The organism is Microbulbifer marinus (assembly GCF_900107725.1).
GTDB classification, from domain to species: Bacteria; Pseudomonadota; Gammaproteobacteria; order Pseudomonadales; family Cellvibrionaceae; genus Microbulbifer; species Microbulbifer marinus.
In genome coordinates, this window is the sequence record NZ_FNQO01000005.1 from 90,060 (window position 1) to 114,629 (window position 24,570).

Annotated in this window: 19 protein-coding genes and 1 riboswitch; of the genes, 9 read left to right on the forward strand and 10 right to left on the reverse strand. The window is 57.1% G+C overall.

Features of this window, described 5'->3' with window-relative positions:
- Nucleotides 1-22 precede the first annotated feature (22 nt).
- Nucleotides 23-595, forward strand: a complete 573-nt coding sequence (locus tag BLW36_RS15870; RefSeq protein WP_091390994.1) for a hemerythrin domain-containing protein — start codon at nucleotides 23-25, stop codon at nucleotides 593-595.
- A gap of 48 nt (nucleotides 596-643) precedes the next feature.
- Complete coding sequence (locus tag BLW36_RS15875; RefSeq protein ID WP_091390996.1) at nucleotides 644-1,096, forward strand: SpoIIAA family protein; 453 nt, start codon at nucleotides 644-646, stop codon at nucleotides 1,094-1,096.
- Between the two features lie 126 nt (nucleotides 1,097-1,222).
- Here BLW36_RS15875 and fnr read toward each other — a convergent pair whose 3' ends face one another.
- From fnr to BLW36_RS15890, 3 genes are read right to left on the reverse strand one after another with little or no spacing between them, the layout of a single operon-like run.
- Nucleotides 1,223-1,978, reverse strand: coding sequence for a fumarate/nitrate reduction transcriptional regulator Fnr (fnr, locus tag BLW36_RS15880; RefSeq protein WP_244506294.1), 756 nt, complete (start codon nucleotides 1,976-1,978; stop codon nucleotides 1,223-1,225).
- A 57-nt stretch (nucleotides 1,979-2,035) separates the two neighbouring features.
- Entirely contained in the window at nucleotides 2,036-3,418 is a 1,383-nt protein-coding gene (gene hemN / locus BLW36_RS15885; protein WP_091390998.1) for an oxygen-independent coproporphyrinogen III oxidase, read from the reverse strand.
- Between the two features lie 56 nt (nucleotides 3,419-3,474).
- Nucleotides 3,475-4,170, reverse strand: a complete 696-nt coding sequence (locus BLW36_RS15890) for an OmpW/AlkL family protein (protein ID WP_091391112.1) — start codon at nucleotides 4,168-4,170, stop codon at nucleotides 3,475-3,477.
- Between the two features lie 171 nt (nucleotides 4,171-4,341).
- On the opposite strand from BLW36_RS15890, the gene BLW36_RS15895 reads away from it, so the two are divergent.
- Nucleotides 4,342-4,563, forward strand: coding sequence for a hypothetical protein (locus tag BLW36_RS15895; RefSeq protein ID WP_091391000.1), 222 nt, complete (start codon nucleotides 4,342-4,344; stop codon nucleotides 4,561-4,563).
- Nucleotides 4,564-4,586: 23 nt separating this feature from the next.
- On the opposite strand, the gene mmsB is transcribed toward BLW36_RS15895, so the two are convergent.
- Together mmsB and BLW36_RS15905 are read right to left on the reverse strand one after the other, a co-directional pair.
- Nucleotides 4,587-5,486, reverse strand: a complete 900-nt coding sequence (gene mmsB / locus BLW36_RS15900; protein WP_091391002.1) for a 3-hydroxyisobutyrate dehydrogenase — start codon at nucleotides 5,484-5,486, stop codon at nucleotides 4,587-4,589.
- A 58-nt stretch (nucleotides 5,487-5,544) separates the two neighbouring features.
- The gene (locus BLW36_RS15905) at nucleotides 5,545-6,663 is read right to left on the reverse strand and encodes an enoyl-CoA hydratase/isomerase family protein (RefSeq protein ID WP_091391004.1); all 1,119 of its coding nucleotides are present in this window, start codon (nucleotides 6,661-6,663) and stop codon (nucleotides 5,545-5,547) included.
- Nucleotides 6,664-6,843: 180 nt separating this feature from the next.
- On the opposite strand from BLW36_RS15905, the gene ettA reads away from it, so the two are divergent.
- The 3 genes from ettA (at nucleotide 6,844) to BLW36_RS15920 (ending at nucleotide 10,387) form a co-directional block, all read left to right on the forward strand.
- Complete coding sequence (gene ettA, locus BLW36_RS15910) at nucleotides 6,844-8,508, forward strand: energy-dependent translational throttle protein EttA (protein ID WP_091391006.1); 1,665 nt, start codon at nucleotides 6,844-6,846, stop codon at nucleotides 8,506-8,508.
- Between the two features lie 68 nt (nucleotides 8,509-8,576).
- The gene (locus BLW36_RS15915; RefSeq protein ID WP_091391008.1) at nucleotides 8,577-9,389 is read left to right on the forward strand and encodes an MOSC domain-containing protein; all 813 of its coding nucleotides are present in this window, start codon (nucleotides 8,577-8,579) and stop codon (nucleotides 9,387-9,389) included.
- Nucleotides 9,390-9,412: 23 nt separating this feature from the next.
- Nucleotides 9,413-10,387, forward strand: a complete 975-nt coding sequence (locus BLW36_RS15920; protein ID WP_091391010.1) for a questin oxidase family protein — start codon at nucleotides 9,413-9,415, stop codon at nucleotides 10,385-10,387.
- A gap of 171 nt (nucleotides 10,388-10,558) precedes the next feature.
- On the opposite strand, the gene BLW36_RS15925 is transcribed toward BLW36_RS15920, so the two are convergent.
- Both BLW36_RS15925 and BLW36_RS15930 read right to left on the reverse strand, forming a co-directional pair.
- Complete coding sequence (locus BLW36_RS15925; RefSeq protein ID WP_091391012.1) at nucleotides 10,559-13,390, reverse strand: TonB-dependent receptor plug domain-containing protein; 2,832 nt, start codon at nucleotides 13,388-13,390, stop codon at nucleotides 10,559-10,561.
- A 994-nt stretch (nucleotides 13,391-14,384) separates the two neighbouring features.
- Nucleotides 14,385-17,249, reverse strand: a complete 2,865-nt coding sequence (locus BLW36_RS15930) for a TonB-dependent receptor (RefSeq protein ID WP_091391014.1) — start codon at nucleotides 17,247-17,249, stop codon at nucleotides 14,385-14,387.
- A gap of 280 nt (nucleotides 17,250-17,529) precedes the next feature.
- Between BLW36_RS15930 and BLW36_RS15935 the strand changes: the two genes are divergently transcribed.
- Nucleotides 17,530-18,096, forward strand: a complete 567-nt coding sequence (locus BLW36_RS15935; protein ID WP_244506295.1) for a thioredoxin family protein — start codon at nucleotides 17,530-17,532, stop codon at nucleotides 18,094-18,096.
- A gap of 30 nt (nucleotides 18,097-18,126) precedes the next feature.
- On the opposite strand, the gene BLW36_RS15940 is transcribed toward BLW36_RS15935, so the two are convergent.
- Entirely contained in the window at nucleotides 18,127-18,828 is a 702-nt protein-coding gene (locus tag BLW36_RS15940) for a glutamine amidotransferase-related protein (protein ID WP_091391017.1), read from the reverse strand.
- A 190-nt stretch (nucleotides 18,829-19,018) separates the two neighbouring features.
- Between BLW36_RS15940 and BLW36_RS15945 the strand changes: the two genes are divergently transcribed.
- Both BLW36_RS15945 and BLW36_RS15950 read left to right on the forward strand, forming a co-directional pair.
- Entirely contained in the window at nucleotides 19,019-19,753 is a 735-nt protein-coding gene (locus BLW36_RS15945) for an OmpW/AlkL family protein (RefSeq protein ID WP_091391019.1), read from the forward strand.
- Between the two features lie 886 nt (nucleotides 19,754-20,639).
- The gene (locus BLW36_RS15950) at nucleotides 20,640-21,608 is read left to right on the forward strand and encodes an AraC family transcriptional regulator (RefSeq protein ID WP_170833248.1); all 969 of its coding nucleotides are present in this window, start codon (nucleotides 20,640-20,642) and stop codon (nucleotides 21,606-21,608) included.
- Between the two features lie 82 nt (nucleotides 21,609-21,690).
- Here BLW36_RS15950 and cobO read toward each other — a convergent pair whose 3' ends face one another.
- Nucleotides 21,691-22,311 (reverse strand): cob(I)yrinic acid a,c-diamide adenosyltransferase, encoded by a 621-nt coding sequence (gene cobO / locus BLW36_RS15955; RefSeq protein WP_091391023.1) that lies wholly within the window; start codon nucleotides 22,309-22,311, stop codon nucleotides 21,691-21,693.
- Between the two features lie 110 nt (nucleotides 22,312-22,421).
- Nucleotides 22,422-24,248: a TonB-dependent receptor plug domain-containing protein gene (locus tag BLW36_RS15960; protein ID WP_091391025.1), complete on the reverse strand. Its 1,827-nt coding sequence runs from the start codon at nucleotides 24,246-24,248 to the stop codon at nucleotides 22,422-22,424.
- Between the two features lie 152 nt (nucleotides 24,249-24,400).
- Nucleotides 24,401-24,559, reverse strand: a riboswitch (cobalamin riboswitch).
- Nucleotides 24,560-24,570 lie beyond the last annotated feature (11 nt).

The following is a 24,570-nucleotide window of genomic DNA, read 5'->3' on the forward strand; positions in this document are numbered from 1 at the left end:
GGTAAATCGAAGGAGGTATGGAATGGACGCTATCTACCGGCAACTCTGCCGCGATCACAAGCACATGCAGCAGCTCCTCGATGCCTTCGAGAAGTTGCTGCATCAGCTGGGCAGAAACGATCGCGATCCCGCGACCCTTGGCCTGATACTCGACGCGCTGGACTATCTGTCCGTCTACCCGGACAAATGGCACCACCCGGCCGAAGAGCTGGTTTTCGCGCGGCTATTGACCAAGCCAATCCACGACCGCGACGGGATCTACAAGGCGCAAATGCAACACGAGCGCATCGCCGCGGCCACTAAAAATATGAGCGCGCTATTTTACGCCGTAGCCAACGATGCAGCGGTGGAACGGCACACCCTGGTCGGTACATGCAATGACTATCTGCGATTGCAGCGGGATCATATGGAGCTGGAGAATCGGACCATATTCCCACAGATTGAAATGTACCTGACCGACCAGGACTGGGACTTTATCCGCACACAGCTCTGCACCCAGCAGGATCCGCTGTTCAATGACGACACAAGAAAAATCTACGAGTCTCTGCGCCAGTACCTGACAGAACCCCAGAATCCCGAAGTCGCTGTAGCATGAACGGGAAAACCAAAAACCATTAGTTAATCCGGCAATCAAGGAGGAACCATGGAAATCGAGCGCCACGGCATTTCAATCGGCATCGAGCGTATCGGCCCCGAATTCTTTCTCTACTTCAAGGCTATCGGTCGTCTCACGCACGATGATTACGAGCGGATTTCGCCGCTACTCGACTACGCCCTGGAAGGGGTGAAAGATCCGCAGGTACAGATGCTGGTGGACGCCAGAGAATTCGAAGGCTGGGAGCTGCGTGCCGCCTGGGACGACTTCAAACTGGCACTGAAACACGGCAACGAATTTTCGCGAATAGCCATCGTCGGCGAAGACAAATGGCAGGAGGTGGTCGCGCGTATCGCGTCCTGGTTTGTCAGCGGCGAAGTGCGCTTTTTTGAAGAACAGGAAGACGCGTTAAAGTGGCTGTCGCAACCACTGTCGCAGGACACCGTTGCACCCACCGATTCCAAAAGCGGCGGCAAGCGGATTTTCCCCGCGCACACCTAAACCGACACCTTAACAATAACGGCCAGCAATCGCTGGCCGTTATTCGCAAAAAGGATGACTGGTCGTCACGGAGTGACCCGCTGTTTGGGATCAACCAAAACCGGGGTGTGGGACGAAACTTGTGCCTCAGCCGTCGCTGTCGTAGCTACAGTGGGTACCGGCCAGCTCGCTGAGCCCGATCAGGTCGAGGATTTCCACCGTGCGCCCGCTGGCGCGAATCAGCTTGTCCTTCTGGAAGCGTGAAAAAAGTCGGCTGACCGTCTCTGCCGTCAGGCCGAGATAGTTGGCGATATCTGTGCGCGGCATGGACAGGACAAACTGGCTGGCGGAGTAACCGCGGCGCGCATAGCGGCTGGAAATATTGATCAGCAGCGCCGCCAGGCGCGTGTCGGCGGAGCGTTTGCCCAGTAGCATCAGGATATCGTTCTCCTGCTTCAGCTCTTCAGAGAAGATGCTGTAAATCTGCTGCTGCAGCGCCGGCACCTGCTGGGCCAGTGTTTCCAGTTGCGCGAACGGCAGCACGCAGACACTGCTATCCTCCAGCGCTTCGGCGTAGCTGGGATGGCTGCGATCGCTGTAGCCGTCCAGGCCCAGCAGTTCTCCCGGCAGCGCGAAATGCGTTACCTGGGTGTCGCCGTCGGCAGCGATCACCGCGGTTTTGAAACTGCCGGAACGGATCGCATACAGATTGGCGAAGGGGTCACCGGCCCGGTACAGCGCCTCGCCGGCCTTGACGATTTTCTTGCGCCGGGTGACCTGTTCGAGACGATCGATATCCGCCGCCGACAACCCTGCGGGCAGGCACAGGCGCCTGACCGAGCAGTTTCCGCAACTTACCGCTGTCGGGGAGCCAGCCATGAAAATACCATCCAGTGAGTTCAACTTGGGCCCTATTGTACCCGCTCACTGGACGATCGTCTTCTTTAGTGCCAACAGGCCCTAGAGCACGCGGGAGTAGCGCGCCTCGGTCTCGCGGCTGTGCAGGTAGCGGTCGAAGGCGGCAGCGGCGTTGCGCACGAACCAGCGGCCGCGCTCCGTGACGCCGAGCGTCTCGGCATCCTGGTACAGCAGACCGTCCTCGAACATCGGCTGCAGCCGCTCGAGCTCCTCACTGAAGAACGTATCGAAGGGCGCGCCGGCGCGGCGCGCCGCCTCATTCTTGTCCAGCCGCAGCCGGCACATCAGCTCGGTAATCAGCCATTGGCGCAGCCGGTCGTCCTCATTCAGTTGCCAGCCGCGGCAGGCCGCGAAGCCGCGCTCGCCGATGGCTTGGGCATACTCCTTCAGGCGGTGCAGATTCTGCCAGTATCCATCGCGGCTGTAGCTGATCGCCGACGCACCCAGGCCCACCAAGGCATCCGCCGGCATCAGCGTATAACCCTGAAAATTGCGCTGTAGCATGCCCGCATGGGCAGCCTTGGCGAGCTCATCGCCGGGCTTGGCGAAGTGATCCATGCCGAGGAACTCATAACCGGCCTGCCCGAGCTGTTCCACCGCGGCCAGCTGCATGGCGATCTTTTCTGTCGCCGACGGCACCAGGTCCGTGTCGATCAACCGCTGGGCCTTGAACCGGTGCGGCAGGTGGGCGTAGTGATAGAGCGCTATGCGGTCGGGCGACAGTTCCATCACCTGTTCGAGGGTGGCCTCCAGAGTGGCCAGATTCTGTTTTGGCAGGCCGTAGATAAGGTCATAGGAAATAGACTCGAAGCCGCGCTCCCGCGCCGCATTGGTCAGTTGCGCCACCTGCTCGGGGCTGCAGATACGGTTGATGGCACGCTGTACATCGATATTGAAGTCCTGGATACCGAGGCTCAGGCGGTTGAAGCCGAGTTCGCGCAACGTATCCAGCGTATCGATTTCCAGGGTGCGCGGGTCTGCCTCGATACTGTACTCGACGTCATCGCCGGCGCGCAGTTCGAACACCTCCCCCAGCCCCTCTATCAGCCGCCGCAGGTCGCTATCGCTGAGAAAGGTCGGTGTACCGCCGCCCAGGTGCAGCTGGGTAACCGGCACCTTGGCCACCTTGTCCCGGTACCACTGGGCCTCCTGCAACACGCGGTCGAGATAGCTCGAAGCCAGCCCGTACTGTTGGGTGATGACCTTGTTGCAGGCGCAGAAATAGCACAGTGATTGGCAGAACGGGATATGCACATACAGTGACAGGCTGCCAATATCCTGCAGCGCGCGCCAGGGTTCGACGCCGCCCAGGGGCGCAAACCGGTCCGCCGTCGGATAGGACGTATAGCGCGGGCAGGGACCGCTGTAACGGGACAGCAGGTCTGCCGACAAGCCCCACTCAGCACTGTTCGACTCATAAGTCATTTTGTTTAAACCTCATTCGGTGTCTGCGGGGCGCTGCCCCGCAAACTCGCCTGCCGCTAGAAGCGGTAGCCCAGGCCGGCCATATATACCAGCGGATCCAGTTCCACATCTGCCATGATAGTGCCGACACCCGGCACCTTTACTGTCGCTTCGGTATCGATATCCATCCACCAGACCGAGGCGTTGAACAGCCATTTCTGCTCGGGACCGAAGGTGAAATCCACCCCGGCTTCCGCAGCCAGCCCCAGTGAATTTTCCAGGGACAGCTTGGCGCCGTCGGTAGCGCCCAGCGCCGCGAAAACGTCGTTGGCACTGCGGTCAATTTTCTCGTCAAAGAAGGCGGTGTAATTCACCCCCAGGCCCAGGTAGGGCTGAATGGCGGAGCTCGGCTGCATCGGATACCACTGCAGCAGCACCGTGGGCGGCAGGTGCTTGGTTTCGCCCAGGTTCAGGGTGTCGCCGAGGCCCTCGACCTGAATGTCGTGGGTGAACGGGCTCGCCGCCACCAGTTCCAGCCCCCAGTGATCCCGCAACATATAAACGCCGGTCAGGCCGAGTGCGGAGCCGTCATCAACGGCGACCTCGGTGCCCGCCAGCTCGGTGCCGGAAAGCGCCAACGCGCTCGAGCTGACCTCGGGGCTGACCGTTGCGGCGCCACCGCGCAAAATCATGCTGCCCGCTTCGTAGGCATAGAGCGGTGCTGACAGGGCGGCGGACAGAGTGAGAGTGGCGCACGCGAAAAATCGTTTCATCAACTTCTCCATAAGACTTTTTGCTGTTTATTGCGACTCGCGCCCGGGTTTCCTGCGGTTCAACTGCGAGTCCGGCGCAGCTTAGCGCCGCGTTGGCGCGCGCAGCTTGATCCATGTCAATCAATTGCGGCAGCGACCGTCTACCATGGAGAAAATTTTCGGGAAAGTGCGATGAAAGAGGTAACAGCAAAAGTAGCGCCGGCCCGTTTTGAGGCCAGCCTTTACTTCGACAATAACCTGCTGGAGAAGCGGACCGGGGACGACCCGGCAGTACTGGAGGTCTGGATGCTCAGCCAGGCCGGGCTGCGCGGAAGTAACAACGGCAGAATTATTGACCGCTGCGCCGGCGGCAAACAGGTGAGGGCCTTCCGCTACTCGGCACCGGACTCCTGAGCCGACGCCAAGGCCGCCAAGGCTCAGTCGCCCGCGGGGCGGCGGAAGAGATTCTGAATACTTGAGAAATCCAGCCGGCAGTTTTCCTCGGTGCCGCCGTGCAACTGGTAGAGATTTTTCGCCAGCGCCCCGAGCGGAGTAGAAGATGCACTGCCCGCGGCAGTGTCCATCGCCAGCCCCAGATCCTTCAGCATCAGCGCCACCGCAAATCCCCCGGCGTAGCTATTACTGGCGGGCACATTTTCCATTACCCCCGGATAGGGATTGTATTTTTCCAGCGACCAGTTGCCGCCGGAGCTGGCTTTCATGATGTCCGACAGCACCTTGGGATCCAGGCCGTTGTCTACGCCCAGCTGCAGCGCCTCTGCAGTGCCAATCATATGAATGGCAAGCAGCATATTGTTGCAGATCTTCGCCACCTGACCCGACCCGGCCGGGCCGGCGTGAAAGATATTCGCTCCCATCGCCTTAAGAAAGGGGCGCGCCGCATCCACCGATCCAGCATCGCCACCGCACATAAAGGACAGGGTGCCGGCCGCTGCCGCAGCGGTGCCGCCGGACACCGGGGCATCCACGGCGCGAATATCCCGTTCGCCAGCGGCGGCGATCAGCTGGCGCGCATCGTTGGCGGAAATGGTGGAACAGTCGATCACCAGCGTGTGCGCGTCGAGTGCCTGCAACAGGCCGCGTGCGCCCAGATAGAGGCTTTTTACGGCATCGCCGCTCGGTAACATCGAGATCACCACGTCGGCGCCATGCACCGCCTGTTCCGCACTCTCGCCACGGCCACAGCCGTTCGCTACCGCCTGCTCCAGGGCCGGCGCGGACAGATCGAAGGCGGTCACTGAATAGCCCGACCCGACCAGATTGGCGGCCATAGGGCCACCCATATTGCCGAGACCGATAAAAGCTATTTTCTCCATTGCGCTGATTCCTTGCTGTTTTTGATTATTTTTTAAGCGACAGCGACCGAGGCCGCTGTTACAAATCTGCCAGTGGATTCGCTCCCTGCCAAGGGCCGTGGAAACACCGCTCGACCTGCTCCGCTGTGATCTCCTCGACAGTCGCCGGCTGCCATTGCGGTTGCCGGTCCTTGTCGATCAGCAGCGCGCGTACACCCTCCTTGAAATGACCGCTGGCACAGAGGTTTACCGCCAGAGCCAACTCCATGCGGAATACATCGGCCAGCGACATATGCCGGCCGTGCTTCAGCTGCTCCCAGACAATCCACGGCGTCAGCGGCGAGCCGCCGGCGAGCGTCGCGGCGGCCTTCTGCAGCCACTTGTCCTCTCCTTCGTAGCCGGTGATGGAGCGGCAGACATCGGGCAGGCTGGCGAAATCGGTGAGCTGCTGGATCTGGTCGTAGTGCTCGCGCAGTGCGGACACCGGTCGCTCGCCGAGCGGCAGTTCCAGCGGCTTGAGGCAGTCGCTGATCAAGCGGTGGTTGGCATCGGGATCGGCGTCGAAGTCCAGCTCGGCCAGCGCCGCCAGTGCCGCTTCCCGCTGCACGCTCGGCAGCATGCGATCGGCCATGCCGGCAAAGAGCGCGTCGCTGCCGTTGAACTGGGCCCCGGTAAGCCCCAAGAAAAGACCGGTGCGGCCCGGCATCCGATTCAGGAACCAGCTGCCACCCACATCCGGGAACAGGCCGATGGTCACCTCCGGCATCGCCAGGCGCGTGGTTTCGGTAACGATACGATGACTGGCGCCAGCCATGATGCCGATACCACCGCCCATCACGAAGCCCCCACCCCAGACCACGATGGGCTTCTTATAGGTGTGAATCTTGTAGTCGAGGCGGTATTCGCGGGCGAAAAAGTCCGTGGTGTAGGTGTAGTCCGGCGTCTCGCCGTAAGCCGCCGACTCCCGGTACAGGGCCACGACGTCGCCACCGGCACAGAAGGCCTTGTCGCCACTGCCGTCAATCCAGACCGCGGCAACGCTGTCGTCGTCGGCCCACTGATCCAGCTGCGCGGACAGCAGCTTGATCATGTCCAGATTCAGCGCGTTGAGCGCCTTGGGCAGATTGAGGGTGGCGGCCGCCAGGGCGCCGCGGCGGGAGAAAAATACGGGGCCATCACCCATTTTTAGCTGATCCATCTCACTGCTTGTTTTGACTTATGTTGCGCCGCAGTTAAACACAGATGGGGCGCGACGTCAGCCGCACCGGCGGCCGGGGATCTGCGCCGGGATCCGGACATCCGGGCGCCCGGTTGCACTTTTCCGGCAAACTGATAAGTTGCGCGCAAATTCTGAGCTATTCCCTGACTGGAACCCTCAATGGCCGAATACGTATACACGATGAACCGGGTGGGCAAGGTAGTGCCGCCCAAACGCGAAATCCTCAAGGACATTTCCCTGTCCTTCTTCCCCGGCGCCAAGATCGGCGTGCTGGGCCTGAATGGCGCCGGTAAATCCACGCTGCTGCGCATCATGGCCGGCGTGGATCAGGACTACAACGGCGAGGCCCGCGCAATGCCGGGCATCAAAGTGGGCTACCTGCCCCAGGAGCCGCAGCTGGATCCATCCAAGACCGTGCGCGGCAATGTGGAAGACGGCGTACGCGAGGCCATCGACGCCCTCGCCGGCCTGGAACAGGTCTACGCCGACTACGCCGAGCCGGACGCCGACTTCGATGCGCTGGCCAAGAAGCAGCAGCAGTATGAAGACATCATCCAGGCCTGGGATGCCCACAATCTGGAGCACCGCCTGGAAGTGGCCGCCGACGCCCTGCGCCTGCCGCCGTGGAACGCGGACGTGAACAACCTTTCCGGCGGTGAGAAGCGCCGTGTGGCCCTGTGCCGCCTGTTGCTGTCCCGCCCGGACATGCTGCTGCTGGACGAACCCACCAACCACCTGGATGCGGAATCCGTGTTCTGGCTGGAGCGCTTCCTGCACGACTTCACCGGCACCGTGGTGGCGATTACCCACGACCGCTATTTCCTCGACAATGTCGCCGGCTGGATCCTCGAACTGGACCGCGGCCACGGTATTCCATGGGAAGGCAACTACACCACCTGGCTGGAACAGAAAGAGAAGCGCCTGGAGCAGGAGCAGAAATCCGAGCAGGCGCGCATGAAATCCATGCAGAAGGAACTGGAGTGGGCGCGCCAGAATCCGAAGGGCCGCCAGTCCAAGAGCAAGGCGCGTCTGGCCCGCCTGGAAGAGATGCAGTCGCAGGAATTCCAGACCCGCAACGAGACCAACGAGATCTACATTCCGCCGGGTGAGCGCCTGGGCGACAACGTGATCGAATTCATCAACGTCCGCAAGGGTTTCACCGACCGCCTGCTGATCGACAACCTGTCCTTCCGCGTGCCCAAGGGCGCGATCGTCGGTATCGTCGGCGGCAACGGCGCCGGTAAGTCCACCCTGTTCCGCATGATCACCGGCACCGAAAAGCCGGACAGCGGGGAGATCAAGATCGGCGAAACCGTACAGGTCGCCTACGTCGAACAGGGCCGCGAAAACCTGGATGACAACAAGACTGTCTGGGAAGCCATCTCCGACGGCCAGGACGTGCTGAAGATCAACAACTACGAGGTGGGCTCGCGCAACTACGTGGGCCGCTTCAACTTCAAGGGCAGCGACCAGCAGAAGCGCGTGGGCGAACTGTCCGGCGGTGAGCGAGGTCGCCTACACCTGGCCTACACCCTCAAGCAGGGCGCCAACGTGCTGCTGCTCGACGAACCGTCCAACGATCTGGACATCGAGACCCTGCGAGCACTGGAAGAAGCGCTGCTGAACTTCCCCGGCTGCGCCCTGGTGATCTCGCACGACCGCTGGTTCCTGGACCGGGTCGCCACCCACATCCTCGCCTACGAGGGTGAGAGCGAAGTGGTCTTCTTCGAGGGCAACTACACCGAGTACCACGAGGACTTCGTCAAGCGCAAAGGTGAGGACGCCGCTCCGCACCGCATGCACTACAAGAAGCTCAAGACCTGATATAAAAAAGCCCGCATTCAGCGGGCTTTTTTTTCGCCGCTAATCAACAGCAGAAAACAACGAACGACATGCATATCTCCGCCCTCTATCACTATCCGGTCAAGTCACTGCAGGGGCACAGCTGCGACGCCCTGCCCCTCGACCGCTACGGCGCCGTCGGCGATCGACGCTGGATGCTGGTGGACAACGACAACCAGTTCGTCACCCAGCGCAGCCTGCGCACCATGGTGCGACTGAAAGCGACCAACATAGCCGCGGGCGTACGTATCGAAAGCGACAACGGCGCCCGGATTGAAATCAGTTACCCCGAAGATGCCGCCATCTTGCGCGACGTTACTGTCTGGCATGACACGGTAACCGCCCGCGATGCCGGCGACCGTGCCGCCGCCTGGCTCAGTGAGCAGTTGCAGACCCCGGTCCGTCTGGTGGCCATGGGGCCAGAGTTCCGCCGGTCGCTTAGCGCGCCGCGGGAGCAGATCCAGGTCGGTTTCGCCGACGGCGCCCCGCTGCTGCTGATCGGCCAGGCGTCCCTCGACGACCTGAACGGCCGCCTCGAAACACCGGTTTCCATGCTGCGCTTCCGCCCCAACCTCGTCATCGACGGCGCGGCCCCCTTTGCAGAGGACAACTGGCAGCTGATCCGCATCCACACCGCCGCCGGGCCGGTGGAACTGGAATGCACGCACACCTGCGCGCGCTGTGCGATACCCGGACTGGATCCGCTGACTGGTGCAGTAACCAAAGAGCCGCTGCGTACGCTGGCTCGATACCGCCGAGGAGATGACGGCCTGGTCTACTTCGGGCAGAACCTCGCACCCCGCCTTAGCGACCCCCGCGGCATCACCATAGACTTGGGAGATAGAGTGGAACTTGTAAAGTAACGAAGGGTTACTGGATATTAACCATGAGTATCACCCGCTACTGTGCGGAATTGCTGGAGGCAGCAAGCCGCTACCACGTGCGTTACGGCGACCGCCTCGCCAACCATCTGCCGATGGTATTGATCGCGCTGGACAAGATGGGGGCCAGCCGCGAGCAGTTGCAGCACGCCTTCGACCGCTCCATTCCACACCTGGAGCGACCCGAGTTATTGCCCCCGAACGCCAGCTTTTCAATCTCCGATTGCCGCAACCGCGAAGAGCGCTTTCCCAGCGCGCTGCGTTATTACGAAATCCAGGTTAAACAGCACGGCATCGCTGACTGTCTACGCCGCGAGTTGCCGCCATTGCTGCCAGCCATTGCCACCGCCGCCTTTCATCCACTCATTCGTACCGCCTACGGCATAGATGCAAGGCATCAGCAGGAAGTCGCCGCCGGGCTGGCTTACTGGAATCTCGAATATCACACCTTGGCCGCAAGTGAAGTGCGGACCTCTGTGCCCGCTGCGGAGATACTGCACAAATTAGCCGAACGCTTCCCGATTATTTCATTGGCACCGGGGAATATTTCTGACCACATGCAATCGGTGACGCAGCAGCGAGGTTGGATGGACACCGAGATTCAACCGGAGCAGCTGGGATTGGAGGATATTGCGCGAGTGGCTATCGACGCATACTGCGGAACGATGGATTTCACGCTGCTTCACGGAGTGACCGGCGCTCATGCACTGAGATTGGTGTTGCCCTATTGCTCAAGTCCTGAAACTGCGCTTCGCTATTTCTGGGAGGGGCTAGCAGTCGCCTATCTAAGTACTGGCCCAAAGCAAATCACAATTGCTGATAATAATGCAGAGCTTCCCACTTGGAAGGAAATCAGAAAGAAGGCCTGCGATAGTGATGATGACCATGTCATCAAGCTCTGTTACAGCTGTTGGCAGGAACATGAACAATACCCGACAAGGAGTTACCAGGTTGCTGCCGCCTCCGCTACGGACTATTAGTTGAATTAAATTCACTTGATTCGACTAAAGTAACTTTATCTCTCAGATCTCGTTTCCAAGGCTATTCTCCCCAGTCACCTTTCTATGACTAAAGCGATTACTTTTCTGCAGCTTGCCCGACAAAAAAGCGGGCCCGAGGGCCCGCTTAAGATTTAAGAGAGGATATCCGGATTAGAACTCCATGCGAACGCCCACAAAGGCACTGCGTCCAATCGGGTTGTAAACAGAAGCATTAGTGTCAGTACCGGTAGTGTTACCCGGGATACCAGACAGAATGATCGGAGCCTCTTCATCCAGCAGATTGTTTACACCCAAGTTAGCACTGATGCTATCGGTGAACTGATAGGATGCGAACAGATCGTGCGTCACGTATTCCCCGGTGGAAAATCCGTAGTCACTGCTCACATCTGGTACCGCGTCGCTCAGATAGGTAGTTTCCAACTGGACCATGAAACGATCAAGAGCATAGTTGATGGTAGTTACCCACTGATCGTCGAAGTAACCGATTTCACCAACCAGCTCATCAGTTTCACCAAACTTGGTCTGATCGTATTTCATCACATGACCGTAGTTCAGCTTCATGTCCAGCTGACCCTGGCCAACTGCGAGTCCCCACATCAGCTGCAGGTCGATACCCTCAGTCTTCAGGGAGCCCTCATTGATATAGCCGGAGTTCACTTCGGTGATTTCACCTTGCTGGAAGTCGGGGCCTGAAGTATCGCGAACGACAAAGTCACAGAAGTTGTTCGGGAAGCTGGTGGAGTTGTAGCAGAAATCGACCGAAGTCTGACGATCGACCGTGTCGATCAGGTCCTCGATCTCGATGCTGTACCAGTCCAGAGACACGGTCAGGCTGCCGAGATCACCCAGATCCTGATCAAAAACAGCGCCCAGTGTGTAACTGTCTGAGGTTTCAGTAAACAGGTTTTCGTTACCCTTGCTGGTAAAGCCACCGGTGCCCTGTAGCTCAGGCTGAGTCAACTCAAAAACTCCCTCAGATTCGATACGGGCGGCTACGGCCGGGTTGCTGCGGCAGTTTTCCGCCACAACACCGGAGGTAGTCGCAGTTACGCCATCACAGGGATCGGAGACGTTGGCGAAATTTTCACCGCCCGGTGCAAACAGCTCATTGATGTTCGGCGCACGCACGGCGCGGGCGTACTGACCACGAACACGCAAAGAGTCGTTAATGACCCAGTTTACACGGCCAGTGTAGGCGTCGGTGTCACCGATGGTGTTGTAGTCCGAATAGCGATAAGCAGCACCCACACTCAGGGACTGCACAAGCGGCAGGTCGGCAACGATGGGCGCTTCCATCTCAACATAGACTTCATTGACGTCGAAACTGCCTTCGGTCGGCTCTTCCTTGTTACCGGCGTTCTGACCGGTGCGGGTCAGCGCGTCCGGGAAGTCAGCCGCATACTCGTCGCGGTATTCCCAACCGGTGGCCAAGCTCAGCGGACCGGCCGGCAGATCGACAATGGTACCGTTCAGGTTGATACCGGCAATAGTCTGCTTGGTGCGCTGGTCGCGGACGGACGGTGCTGAGACGTAATCGGCAGCTTCCGGCGAGATGGAACCCTTACCAAACAGGTTGATCGGGGCGCAGCCTTCTGCGACGGCAGCTGGATCCGCACAGACAATGTTGCCATCGGCGTCCTCAATCACGTTCAGGGCGTTGCGGAAGTTGGAGATGTTCAGCTGGCCGGTGCCGCGCTGGCTGTCCTGCATCTGGCCCTGGCCGAGGAACGCATCCCAGTTCCAGTCATTGAACTCACCGCGCAGGCCTATCAGGGCGCGGTAAGTCTGGCGCTCGGCAAAGGAGCCACGTTGTTCGAGCTCAGTAGTACGACGCACGAACTGGATGTACTCGTCCCCGGAGGCCATTGCTACATCGCGCAGTTCCTGAGGTACGTAAGGATTTTCGATGGAAATACCATCAATGAACAGATCATCGGAATGCAGCGGGTAGGGCTCGAGCTCAGTCTGGGTTTCGGTGCGCGCAAAGGTCGTCTCTACGAAAGCTTCAAGAGAATCTGTGATTTCGTAGTTAAGGTTGCTACTAACCAGGAAGCGCTCGGTCGGCACTGAGTAGCGACGGAACTGTTGGCGGTTGAAGCCGTACTCATCTGGATCCCAGGCCACTACACCATCGTCGTAGGTGTAATTGGCTTTAGTTGCGTCATTGAGAGCCCAGAAGCGGCCGCTCTCGGAGTAGGAGGAGTAAAATGGAGCAAGACTGGTCTGGCAACTGTCATCAGTAAAGTAGCAAGATGCAATGTCGTCGACTCGGGTATTCTTGCGATCGCGCGCGTATACGCCACCTTCATCGGTGTAGGTCATGGAGACTACGGCGTTACCCTTGCCGTCGTCGAAGTTGCCGCCCGCTGTCAGGTTGAAACGGTCTGTAGTGTCATCACCGAATTCCAGCGTTTCACCGTGAGAGCTGCTGATGCTCACGCCTTCATAGTCGTCCTTCAGGATAACGTTGATTACACCGGCCAGAGCATCGGAACCATAAATGGCCGAGGCGCCCCCGGTAATCACTTCAACGCGTTCGATCAGTTCGGTCGGGATGGTGTTCCAGTCTACGGCGGAGCTGCCCATCACACCGGACACGTAGCGGCGGCCATTGACCAGAGTCAAGGTGCGGTCTTCACCTAGGTTGCGCAGCTCTACGGTGTTAATGCCGCCACCGGAAGTAAAGAAGTTAGAGTTATTCGAGGACAGGGCGGAAACGCCGGTGGCCGGCAGGGAGCGCAGGATGTCGGCACTGTTCAGCTCACCGGAGAACTCGATAGTCTGCGAGTCGACAGTAGTGATCGGAGTGGCACTTTCCAGGTTGGCGCGAATAATACGCGAACCTGTAACCACAACCTCTTCTACTTGCGCTGCTTCGTTACCATCTACAGACTCCTGCGCCAGGACTTGTGCACACGGCCCCAGTACAACAGATATTCCCAACGCTGCTTTGATGGCAGAGGACAGGATATTCCTTTTCATTACTCATACTCTCTTTGTTGTTTGCCGACCCAAATGGATCGTCCTTGAGTTGCTATCAGAAGCAGCCACCCCCATGACCGCCTCCACTCCCAACAAAGAAAGTGACGAACATAACGACTAAACCCACAACCAAAAATAGAAAGATTTTCTAATCAAATATATTTTGATAATTTTTCGTACCAATGAATAACAAATTAAAGAATTTATTATTCAAAATTTTTCCACCAGTAAAACTTCCCGCATAAAACCAAGGTAGTTAATCGAATTAATTTCAACACTGCATTTCGATTTTGTTTGGACACCACCTTCAAAGCCTCACATTGAAGCAACCCATGCAGCATCAACTCTGTCCCTTGGTCGACAGCCACGTCCCGCTGAACTCTTCAGCGAATACTTCTTATACTCGTCGCGCGACTGCCATCGAAACGCAGCCGAACCAGATGGGGGCCACCGGCACAACACAACCAGAGCCACCCTCGCGCAAGAACTATTTATATCAGCGCAGCCCGCCAGCCTTGCACGGACCACCCAGAGAAAGCCGCGATACCCAATGCAACCCAGAGCATAGATATTGGATCTTACCGGAAGCTTTAAATTGTCGGCGCAAACAGACTAGGGAGGCGATCGACGCATCTACTGCACACAATTTCTTGTCGTTACGTATTTATATTGGAATCTTTTCTGGATCGTAACGAACAGGCATGATGCATCGATTCTGAAAATCATTGCCCAACCGATTTAATTACTAGACTGGCATACGTTATTTTTACGGTAAAAGAATACGCGTCTAATACACTGACAACATTCAAGAAAGGCAATCAATTTAATGACAATAGTTGCTTGGTGAGCTGAACTACTACCATGAGTAGGACATGCAATATAAAAAGGGCAAAGCTCGGATTCATTGGTGTGTTCGCTCTCCACCCCGACCGAAATTGAGACAAAAAAATCCCCGCCTTATGGCGGGGATTTATTACTACTTCAGCTATTTAAATTAGTTGAAGTCGTAGCGTACGCCGAAGCGAATACTGCGCGGGTCCTGGTAATAGACCGGCTCACCGAAGAACTCATACGGTGCACCGGTAGCTTCGTTATCACCAATCTCCTGCGACTCAACCACTGTATCGCTGTTCAGGATGTTGAACACATCCATAGTCAGCAACAGCTCCTGGTTATTGCCGAACTGAACCGGATACTGGGCGCTCACATCCAGGTTCCATACATTGTCGGTACGGCCGAAGCTGCCACGCGGGGTGGACTCACCCTGACAGTAGAAGGACTCCGAGCCATATGCCTGTGCAAATACATCCGTCGGATGCACACCGAAGCAGTTCTTGGGACGACCAGTCTGCCACATGAAATTGGCACCCAGACGCAGGCCCATGTCGAACTGATAGTTACCAAATGCCTTGACAGTGTGACGGCGATCGTTCGGCAGGTTGCCATAGCCACCGTCCAGCAGTCCCGGCTGGTCAAAGTTGGTCGTCAGACCAGCATCGTCCTGGCCATTGTCCGAGCGCACGTAGCCTTCGTTGTTACCCCAGCTGTGCCCCCAAGTATAGGATGCATCCAGAGCCCACTTGCCGTCGAACGGACGCTTGAAAGTAAACTCAAGTGCACCGTACTGACGCTTGGCCTCCGGGTAGTTCAGCTGGCCAGCTGACAGATTGACGAACTCATCCATCTCCGGAATGTAGATACGCATATCGTTACCCGGATTGGTCAGAACATACTGGTGGAAGCCACCAAATACGTCTTCTACGGTGTCGCCATCAACTTTGGAAGCATCCCAGGAGCCGGTAGAGTTGTAGTAATCGATTACTGCCGCATCGATAGCCACGTCCTCGATTGAAGTCTCCAGGTTGCGATACATGCCCTTCACGCCCAGCTGTATACCATTGTCCATCACATACTCGTAACCGAGAATGAATTCGGACTGATACATCGGCTCAATATTGGTATCCACAAGGCTGCGGGTATCCGGCACTGAGCCATCGGCAAAATAGCCCAACCCGTAAGAGTCACCCAAATTACAAGGCGTAGAGTCAGCATTCAGACAAGAGCCATCCCAATCAAAATATTCCTGTGTGAACAGCTCATTACCAGCCATCCGGATATTGGTGTTGGAGGCAATCGGCAGATAGTACATACCCCAGTTGGCAAACACCTTCTGGTTGCCTGCGCCTGTGGGATCCCATACTGCAGACAGACGCGGCGCCCATTGGTTATCAACCTCGATGAAGGGGCTTCCTTCACTATTTTTATTAGTAAAGGTCTCGTTACGCAAACCGGCCTGCAGTGACAGGGTGTCGGTCACCTGCCAAGTATCCTGCAAGTAAAAAGCGTTGGATTCCACTTCGAAAGTACCGCCGGCCTTATATATGCGCTGCCGCGCCAGCCCGTCCGCAGGGTACAGACGCCAGTACTGACCACCAGAGTAAAAAGTGTTGGATGAAGAGCTATTGATCTCTTGGTCCAGACCTACCTCAATAAAGTGATCGTTAAGATCCCAAGAGAAGTCTACACGCACCATCTCCCGCGTATCCTCGCCCTCGGACATGCTGAGGCTAAGCCAATCGCCGAGAGCAGTCAGGCCGCCATCGTCCAGGTAGACAGCCGGGGAATCAGAATTGCCCGGAATCGTACTTCTGCTTTGCTCGTTCTCACCGTAAGAAACGGACAGGGTCATGGCGTCATTCAGATTGCCGATATAGCTAGCAATCCAATTCATTCCGCCCCTCTCATAAACGGTATCACCGACATAATCACCAACTACGTCAGTATCGGAATCGTAGCCGTATGCCCCCTCCACGATATCTCGCTCATCGCTGAAAGCGGTCAGCTCGACCCGGTGATTCTCGTTGATGTAACCATCCAGCTTGACACCCCAGAAATCGGTATCGGTCTTCGCCTTGTATCCACGGCCACTGGTCATACCGTAGTATTCTTCGTTTTCCACATCCTTACTATAAAGTGCGTAGAAGAACAGGCGATCCGGAATAATCGCACCGGACGCGTAGACATTCGCCTCGCTGCTGTCGAAGACATCTCTATCATTGACAGCCGCATAGGTATTCGGAGAAGTCTCTAATTGCTCGTCGTAATAAAAGCTGGAGCCAGCTTTAAATTCGTTGGAACCGCTCTTGGTGGTAGCGTTCATCACACCACCAGTGGAGCGGCCAAACTTGGCAGAGTAGCCGCCAGTCTTGACCTGAATGCTGTCGTAGAACTCGAACGGCACTTTCGAGAAACCGAGGCCATTGCGGAAGTTGGTGGTATTCAGGCCGTTGATGTAGCTCACGTTCTCTGCCACGGAGGCACCAGCGAAGCTGGCGTTGTCACCAAAAGTGCGGTCACCTTTTGATACACTCGGTGCAAGCAAGGTCACAGAAGTCAGATCACGGGCTACCGGGATTTCAATAAGCTCTTCTGAAGAAATCACCATGCCGGACTCGGCAATACCCACGTCCACCTGAGAGATGCGCTCGCCGTTAACAACCACCTCTTCCAGATCAGCGCCCTGGCCCAGTACGATTGAGGCAGTGCCGCCCAAACCAACCATGACGGTCTGGGTATCCACCACGCCGCCATCGTTGAAGACCTGCAGCTGGTACTTACCCGGAGTCAGGCTGCCGAAGCGGAAATCTCCATCGGCATCGATACCGATTTCCTTGGAAATACCGCGCGCAGTGTCGGTCAGCTTGATTTTGGTTACATTTTCGACACCTACAACGGAACCGCGAATGGTACCGGTAGTTTCGTCGGCGAAAACGGTCGGGCTGGCAATGGTGGTAGCACCGATCGCCAGCGCGAGAACGCTTTTCGCCAGGTTCTTACGCAGAGTGCGGTTAGAACTCATAGTTGACCTCTTTGATCATTGAATTTGCTATTGGATTTATCGTTATTAAAAAGTGATCACCCCCCAGTGATCACTTTTTTCCCAACACATAGAACTCAACGAACAAAACGGCGACTACCCGACTTTTTTTTGCTAACTGGATCACACTATTGGATTTTTTTCGGGTTAAGTGCATCTAAAATTAACGGCCCCTGTTGACGGTTCAACACATCAAGCACCCCAAAAAAAACTTAACTGTTTGTTTTATTTGATTTTTTTAAAGTTCAGCCATTGAAAACTATTGAGTAAGAATCCACTTGTGACTTTAACTTCGTCTGAAATGATCCCTCTTGGCAGCGCACTACCCAATTTTTCCCTGCCAAATCCCGCGGGAAATTTGTACAGCAGTGATGCCTTTCACGACAAACCTGCATTAATTGTATTTCTGTGTAATCACTGCCCCTTCGTAAAACATATCGCCGCCGCCTTTGCAGAGTTTGCACGGGAGTACAAAGAAGCCGGACTGGCCATCGTCGCTATTAACAGCAATGACTTCGAGAATTACCCCGCGGACAGCCCGGAAAGAATGCAGGAAGAGATCGCCGCGCGCGGCTATGTCTTTCCATATCTGGTGGACGAAAGCCAGGAAGTGGCCCGTGCGTTCGGTGCCGCCTGCACGCCGGACTTCTTTTTATTTGATCGCGAGCACAAGCTGGTTTACCGCGGACAGTTTGACAGTAGCCGCCCCGGCAATAATGAACCGGTGAACGGTAGCGATCTGCGTGCGGCGGTGGATGCGGTATTGGCTGGAGAAAAACCCAGTGACGACCAGGTGCCGTCAGTGGGCTGCAATATAAAGTGGAAGTGAGGCGGGCACTGCCCGCCTGCAAAAGAAAGGTTACTTGCGCAGGAACTCCACCATCCACTTGGCCACGGCGCTCTCGTGGATGTCGTTCTGCAGTGAGGCATGCCCCTTGTCCACCAGCTCCTCGCCGAAGACTTCGCGGCGCAGCTCCATCAGGCTTTTGGAGTAGGGTTTGGTGAACTCCGGGTGAGCCTGGAAGGTCAGCATGTGGTCGTCCACCTGCACCATCGCCATCGGGCAAAATTCGCTGGAAGCCAGCACCTTGGCGCCCGGCGGCAGTTCCTCGACCTGGTCCTGGTGACTGACCAGCAGGCTGAAGTTCGGCATCGGCTCGGACATCCACGCCGGCGTCTCCTGCAGCTCATAGCTGTGCACGCCGATGCCCCAGCCCTTGTCGGACTTGCGCGTCTTGCCGCCCAGGGCATGGGCGATCAACTGGTGGCCGAAGCAGATACCGATGGTCGGCTTCTTGGCGTCGTGCAGCTTGCGCACGAATTCCATCAGCGGCGGAATCCACTCCTTGTCCTCGTAGACACCGGTCTTGCTGCCGGTGATCAGGTAGGCGTCCACCTCGTCGATATTCTCCGGGAGATGGCCGCGCTGGACTTCATAGGTTACGAACTCCAGCTCAGGATCCTGGCTGCGCAGCAGTTCGGCAAACATCTCCGGGTATTCGCCGAACTCGCCGACCAGCTCCTTGCGTACGTCGTCGGTCTTCAAAACTCCAATTTTCATTATTCCACCGCTGAGTTGACTGCTATCGGTTGTCAGTTGAGAGCACGGATTATGACATATTCAAGCGCCCCGGTTCGCCCGGGCTCAATGCGACCTTCTGTCACCTAAAACAACCTCCTGACGTCGCCAAACTGAACCTGTGTCTAAACTGACTAATGGAAGCCCCTCGCAGTTCACGGAGCGATCACAAATGAAAGCCGCCTACCTCCTTGCCGCCGGTCTGGCGCTGGCAGCCAGTGCCGGCCAGGCCCTGGCCGATTATGAAAAGGGTACTATTATCGGGCGCATCGGAGCGGGTTGGGTAGATCCCAACGACGACTCCAACTGGCTACGGCTGGACGGGACAGAATTGCCGGACTCCCGCATCTACGTAGACACGGGCGAGAGCGCCACGATTACCGGCAGCTGGTTATTTGCTGACCACTGGGGACTAGGACTGCTGGTCGCATTCCCATTCAAACACGACCTGAAGATTTCGGGACTCCCCAATCCAAATGGCGGAGCGTCGCTGGGGCGCGTCAACCTGGGTGACATCGAGCATCTGCCGCCGACTTTGACGGTTCAGTGGTTCCCGGTGTGCGTAGAATCCTGGATTCAGCCCTATGCCGGTATCGGGGTCAACTACACCACGTTTATGGACGAGGATATCAGCCGCACCGCCAACAACTATTTCATGACCGTACTGGGCGCCCAGGCTGGAGCCAGCCTCGACCTGAAAGACTCCTGGGGCCTGGCGGGTGAGCTGGGAGTCGATATCGCCCTCGGCCGCAAGAGCCAGTGGTTGTTCAACGCGGCCGTCTGGTACCTCGATCTCGACAGCAGGGCGAAAATCCGTTTCCCGACGGTTACCGGAACTACGGAGATCAAAACTGACCTGGATATCGATCCCTGGGTCTACTCTGTCGGCATCGGCTATCGCTTCTGATTCTCACGGCCCGGCGGTCGCCGGGCTACACCTTCTCCAATTCCAGCGGGCCGCCTGTTACCCCAGCACTGCCAGCGGACGCTATCGGCAACACACAACAGTACCCACCACCTGCACTTAACTGCGCAAGGCTTGAGCGCCACACTCAACTGATGACGACACGACAGAGATCGCGGGTACCTGTCAGCTCAGCTGACTGAGCAGACATCAATCGAAAATAAGAAATTGGATTGATATTACGGCGCCCTACTCCCAGCCAGAAAAAACAACATAAAAAAATTTTAAAATTAGAATAGATTTCTACTTAAAAATATATGCATGGCATTTTATTTCCACTTTGCACGACATACGGCGCTGCGAAAAACCCCGATGTCATCATCTACCAACATAATGTCCTAAAAAAACGAGTAACATCGACGCCCCCTCATTAGCTTATAAGCAAGATTTATAAATTCTTCGAGTTTGCCTGCCGGCACCTATCGGCGAATCTACCGAATCCCGGAATAACAAACACCAGTGAGGTTGGTATCGACGATTCACTTCAGCCGAATAGCACCGCTCATCGGAGATCCAAATCCGGTCGAACCACGTATGCATGATCAGTATCAGCCGCAGAACCGAAATCTATTCATCGCAGGTGACATTTCTCAGCAACACAGAAACCGACGTATTTGTTCCAATGCATCACGTAAGACTTCTTCTAAAACTGATTAAAAAAATACTCCGCCTGAAAAGCGACCTATAGATCGCACGGACATTTCATAACTCGCTCCGGCATTTCCGGGGCACTTTGGGGACTCACAGGAAAATGACTCAGCTGATAAGAACCGCTTCATTAACGGGGTTTTATGAATTGGTTACTCGGCTCAACGGAAATCCGGAAGCCTTGCTCAGCCGCTTCAATATAGAGACGGACAAGGTAAAACATCTCGAACGCGTACTGCCAATAGGTACTGCCATCGAGCTGATCGAGGAGGCGTCCCGGCAGCTGGATTGCCCGGACTTCGGCCTGCGCATGGCGCAATATCAAGGCCTGATGGTATTCGGCCCGGTGGCCGCTATTGCGCTGAACACACCTACGGTAGAGTGCGCCCTGCGCGCGACCATCAACACCCTGCATTATTTCACTCAGGGCCTGCGCACGGGGCTGGACTATGACAGCGCAAGCAATAATAGCCGACTTTGGTTTGAGCCGACCGAAGGACTACCGGCATTACGTCAATATCAGGAACTGATGCTCGGCGTCGCGCATATGACCCTGAAAATGCTCTATGGCGAGGACTTTCGCCCCCAGGCCATTCTGCTGAAAGCCGACAGCGCGCTGCACGATAAATACCAGGATTTTTTTGGCGCGCCAGTATATTTCTCTCAGGACTGCGATGCCCTCGTCCTGAGCGCACAGCACCTGGAACAAAAAATTTCGCACAACGATCCACAACTGCTGGAATTCCTGAACCAATATATCCGCGAAGCAGTAGCCGACGAGCCAACGGAATTAAGGCACCAGGTGGAAATGCTGATACATCGACTGATGCCGATCCAGCGCTGCAGCCTGCAGGAGATCGCCAACCAACTGGGACTGCACAAGCGAACGCTGCAGCGCCGACTCAGCCAGAGTGAAGTCATTTTCGAAGATTTGCTCGACAGCATTCGCCGCAAGCGCACGGCAAGCTACCTGTCTGAGCCGAACATACCAATGACACAGATCGCGGCGCTGCTCGGTTACCGGGAGCAGAGTTCCTTCAACCGCGCCTGCCGCCGCTGGTTTGGCGCTACCCCCCTGCAGGTGCGCCGGCGACTGCTGGGAACAGCTACCGCTGAATATCGGTCCGTGCCTGAAACCGAACCCAGCTGAAAAAGATCCGCCGCTCCCGGCCTTGTGCTAACCCGGCAATTGTCGACATTGCCGGGTTAACTCCGCATGGGACTTTAGCTGCCTACCACTCGATTCCCCTGCGCGCGGCAATACCGTCACTGAAAGCGTGTTTAAGCGCGCGCATTTCACTGACGGTATCGGCGATATCTTTCAGGTATTGCTTGGCGCCGCGACCGGTAATCACGACGGTCTGCTGAGGCGGCCTGTTTTGTATCGCCCGCACCACCTCCCCTTTGTCCAGCCAGTGGTAATTCAGCGCATAGGTGAGTTCATCGAGAACGACGAGATAGATATTCTCGTCCTGTAGCGCCGCCAGCGCCTTACCCCACAGTGCACGCGCGGCGGCTTTGTCGGCCTCGAAGTCCTGGGTTTCCCAGGTAAAGTCGGTGCCCATTTCATACCACTGCAGCGGGTATTTATCCTGCGGCAGTTGCGTGAGCAGCTTCTTCTCCCCGCACTCCCATACGCCCTTGATAAATTGCGTCACCACAACGTCGTAGCCGTAGCCCAATGCGCGGGTAACAGTGCCGATGGCAGCGGTGGTCTTGCCTTTGCCATCGCCGGTGTAGATGATGACGATGCCGCGCTCTTCCAGCGCCTTAGCCACACCGGCGTCGACAATTTCCTTGCGGGCCTGCATGCGCTTCTTGTGGCGATTGGCTTTGTCTTCGGGTGTGCTCATGGAACAGGGATTATTTGGTAGAAGGTGAAGCTATTGTAGGGTAGAGAGTGCGGAGAATGCATGGAGCGGCCGGCAATAATACCGCACCGCTCGCACGCAGCGACAGTCCTTTACAAGGTCAACTGCAGACCTGCATAGACCGCCGCACCGGTAGTATTGAAACCGGCCACTTCGCGATAGTCTTCATCGAGTACGTTTTCGCCGCGCAGGGTCAGTCGCATCTTTTGTGTCAGGCTGAAGGTGGCATTCAGGTCCAGCTTGCCGTAAGCATCCAGCATCGCGCCACTGACATCCCGACGGTCTTCCACCTGCTGCCAGTTGCCGTTCAGCGTAAGCCGGTCTCCGAACAGGTGGTAACTGACGCCGAGATTATAGACCCGTTGCGGTACCTGCAAACGCTGCTCGCCGGCGGTATCAACGGCATCGAGCCAGGTTCCGTTAAGGTACCAGTCGAAACTGTCGTCTAGCTGGCCGGCCAGGGACAATTCAATGCCTTCGGACTGGCTTTCGCCGTCATCCTGACCGTAGGCACCCCAGGTACCCAGTGAAAAGTCATAGAAAATGGCATCGGTGATTTCCTGGTCGAAATATACCAGCTCCAGTTGCAATAGCTCGGCCAGCTGGTATTCCAGGCCCAGTTCGTAACCGCGGCTGGTCTCCGGCCCCACTGCCTCGACACCTTCAGCCAGATTCAGACTGATTTCGTAGGGACTCGGAGCGCGGTAGCCGGTGCCAAAGCTCGCCCGATATTTCAGCTGCTGTTGTTCACCCAGCAATACCGGGTAAGCGACGGACGCACGCCAACTGTTGTGATGCTCGGTTTCCAGGCTGTCGCGGCGGTAGCCCAGCGTGTAGAACAGTTTGTCGGCCAGGTCGCCGCGCCACTCGGCGAACAGGCCCAGACTGTCGATATCCTGCTCGCTGTAAACGCTGCTGAATTCCTGCCGCTCATACTCGGTACCCCACAGCAATTGGCCATCGGCCAGAGCGCTGCTGCCGATATAGTTCAACTCGGCGACAGCGCCGTCCACGGCAAAGCTGCTCTGCCCCGCGGCGATGCTGTCGCGCTCTATCTGCTGACGCGCCACGGCGAGCTCATGAGTGGCGGGATCCTGTCGGTAATTGCCGACGAGACGGTAGCTGGTCTGGGCAAACTGATCTTCGCAGGCGTTGGTCGGCATAAAACTGGCGTCATAGCAGCCGTCATATCCGGACTCCGCATCCGTGTGACGTAACTGCCCTTCGACGGAGAAGTTTTCGCTGAACTGATAGCCGAGGCGCGCGCTGCCGGAAAGGTTGTTATAGCCGTCGCGCTCGCCGCTGCTATCGCTCTCGCGGCTGTTGAAACCGTCACTGGAGAAATCAGACAGAGTCAGACCGTAGTCCCAGCTTTCACGGCTGCCGCCCAGGCTGGCGCTGGCTTTGCGGGTGCCGTAGCGCCCGGCCTCCACCCCCAGCTGTGCCCGCAGCGGTTCACTCGCCTTCTTGCTGATAATATTGATCACCCCGCCGGCTCCGGCGCCGTACATCATGCCCTGCGGGCCGCGCAGCACCTCGATGCGTTCGATATCCACCGCCTGCAGGTGCTGGAACTGAGCGCCGACCTGCGGCGCTGCCGGATCGGCGATATTGACACCGTCCAACAGCACCAGCGTGCGGAAATTACTTTCCCCGCGCAGATACACGGAGCTGACCTTGCCGGCGCCGCCGTTGTTACTGACGGAGACTCCCGGCAGCGTGCGGATCACATCCAGCAGGCTGCTGTAGCCAAGGCGCTCGATATCCGCGGCTGTCAGAACAGAAACGGAAACGCCGACTTCTTTTTTCGGCACTTCCACACGGCTGGCGGTGACCGTTATCTGTTCCAACTCGTCGGCGACAGACAACAGCGGTTGACCGGCGGCGAGAACGGCCGCGGCGATAAGAGTTTTTTTCATGGTGGTTCCCCAATCTCGAAAGTGTTCGCGGATTGAGGGAGGGTGAGTGCAATCGGTGCGCGACAAATGGCAGGGCACACAGACCAGACAAAGCCCTCCGCTTTATCCTCCGGCCGAGACATACCGCCGCAGCAAAGACTGGGGGCAGCATGTCCGGGCTATCACCGAGGGCCGGTATCGGGCTTACCGCGTTTGCGGTTTACCGTTGCGGGGGCAGCGCCGGACTCTGTGATGAAACACATCACCGGACTTCCCGTTTACCCCAGCCAAGCGCATGCGCACTGCTGGGCACCCAGGGCGGCGGCAAGTATACCAGTGTGCG

What these genes read in the sequence shown, in the direction of transcription:
- BLW36_RS15870 (WP_091390994.1), top strand. Translation starts at nt 23, where the DNA reads ATGGACGCTATCTACCGGCAACTCTGCCGCGATCACAAGCACATGCAG.
- BLW36_RS15875 (WP_091390996.1), top strand. Translation starts at nt 644, where the DNA reads ATGGAAATCGAGCGCCACGGCATTTCAATCGGCATCGAGCGTATCGGC.
- hemN (WP_091390998.1), bottom strand. Translation starts at nt 3,418, where the DNA reads ATGACTTATGAGTCGAACAGTGCTGAGTGGGGCTTGTCGGCAGACCTG.
- BLW36_RS15890 (WP_091391112.1), bottom strand. Translation starts at nt 4,170, where the DNA reads ATGAAACGATTTTTCGCGTGCGCCACTCTCACTCTGTCCGCCGCCCTG.
- BLW36_RS15895 (WP_091391000.1), top strand. Translation starts at nt 4,342, where the DNA reads ATGAAAGAGGTAACAGCAAAAGTAGCGCCGGCCCGTTTTGAGGCCAGC.
- mmsB (WP_091391002.1), bottom strand. Translation starts at nt 5,486, where the DNA reads ATGGAGAAAATAGCTTTTATCGGTCTCGGCAATATGGGTGGCCCTATG.
- BLW36_RS15905 (WP_091391004.1), bottom strand. Translation starts at nt 6,663, where the DNA reads ATGGATCAGCTAAAAATGGGTGATGGCCCCGTATTTTTCTCCCGCCGC.
- ettA (WP_091391006.1), top strand. Translation starts at nt 6,844, where the DNA reads ATGGCCGAATACGTATACACGATGAACCGGGTGGGCAAGGTAGTGCCG.
- BLW36_RS15915 (WP_091391008.1), top strand. Translation starts at nt 8,577, where the DNA reads ATGCATATCTCCGCCCTCTATCACTATCCGGTCAAGTCACTGCAGGGG.
- BLW36_RS15920 (WP_091391010.1), top strand. Translation starts at nt 9,413, where the DNA reads ATGAGTATCACCCGCTACTGTGCGGAATTGCTGGAGGCAGCAAGCCGC.
- BLW36_RS15925 (WP_091391012.1), bottom strand. Translation starts at nt 13,390, where the DNA reads ATGAAAAGGAATATCCTGTCCTCTGCCATCAAAGCAGCGTTGGGAATA.
- BLW36_RS15930 (WP_091391014.1), bottom strand. Translation starts at nt 17,249, where the DNA reads ATGAGTTCTAACCGCACTCTGCGTAAGAACCTGGCGAAAAGCGTTCTC.
- BLW36_RS15940 (WP_091391017.1), bottom strand. Translation starts at nt 18,828, where the DNA reads ATGAAAATTGGAGTTTTGAAGACCGACGACGTACGCAAGGAGCTGGTC.
- BLW36_RS15945 (WP_091391019.1), top strand. Translation starts at nt 19,019, where the DNA reads ATGAAAGCCGCCTACCTCCTTGCCGCCGGTCTGGCGCTGGCAGCCAGT.
- cobO (WP_091391023.1), bottom strand. Translation starts at nt 22,311, where the DNA reads ATGAGCACACCCGAAGACAAAGCCAATCGCCACAAGAAGCGCATGCAG.
- BLW36_RS15960 (WP_091391025.1), bottom strand. Translation starts at nt 24,248, where the DNA reads ATGAAAAAAACTCTTATCGCCGCGGCCGTTCTCGCCGCCGGTCAACCG.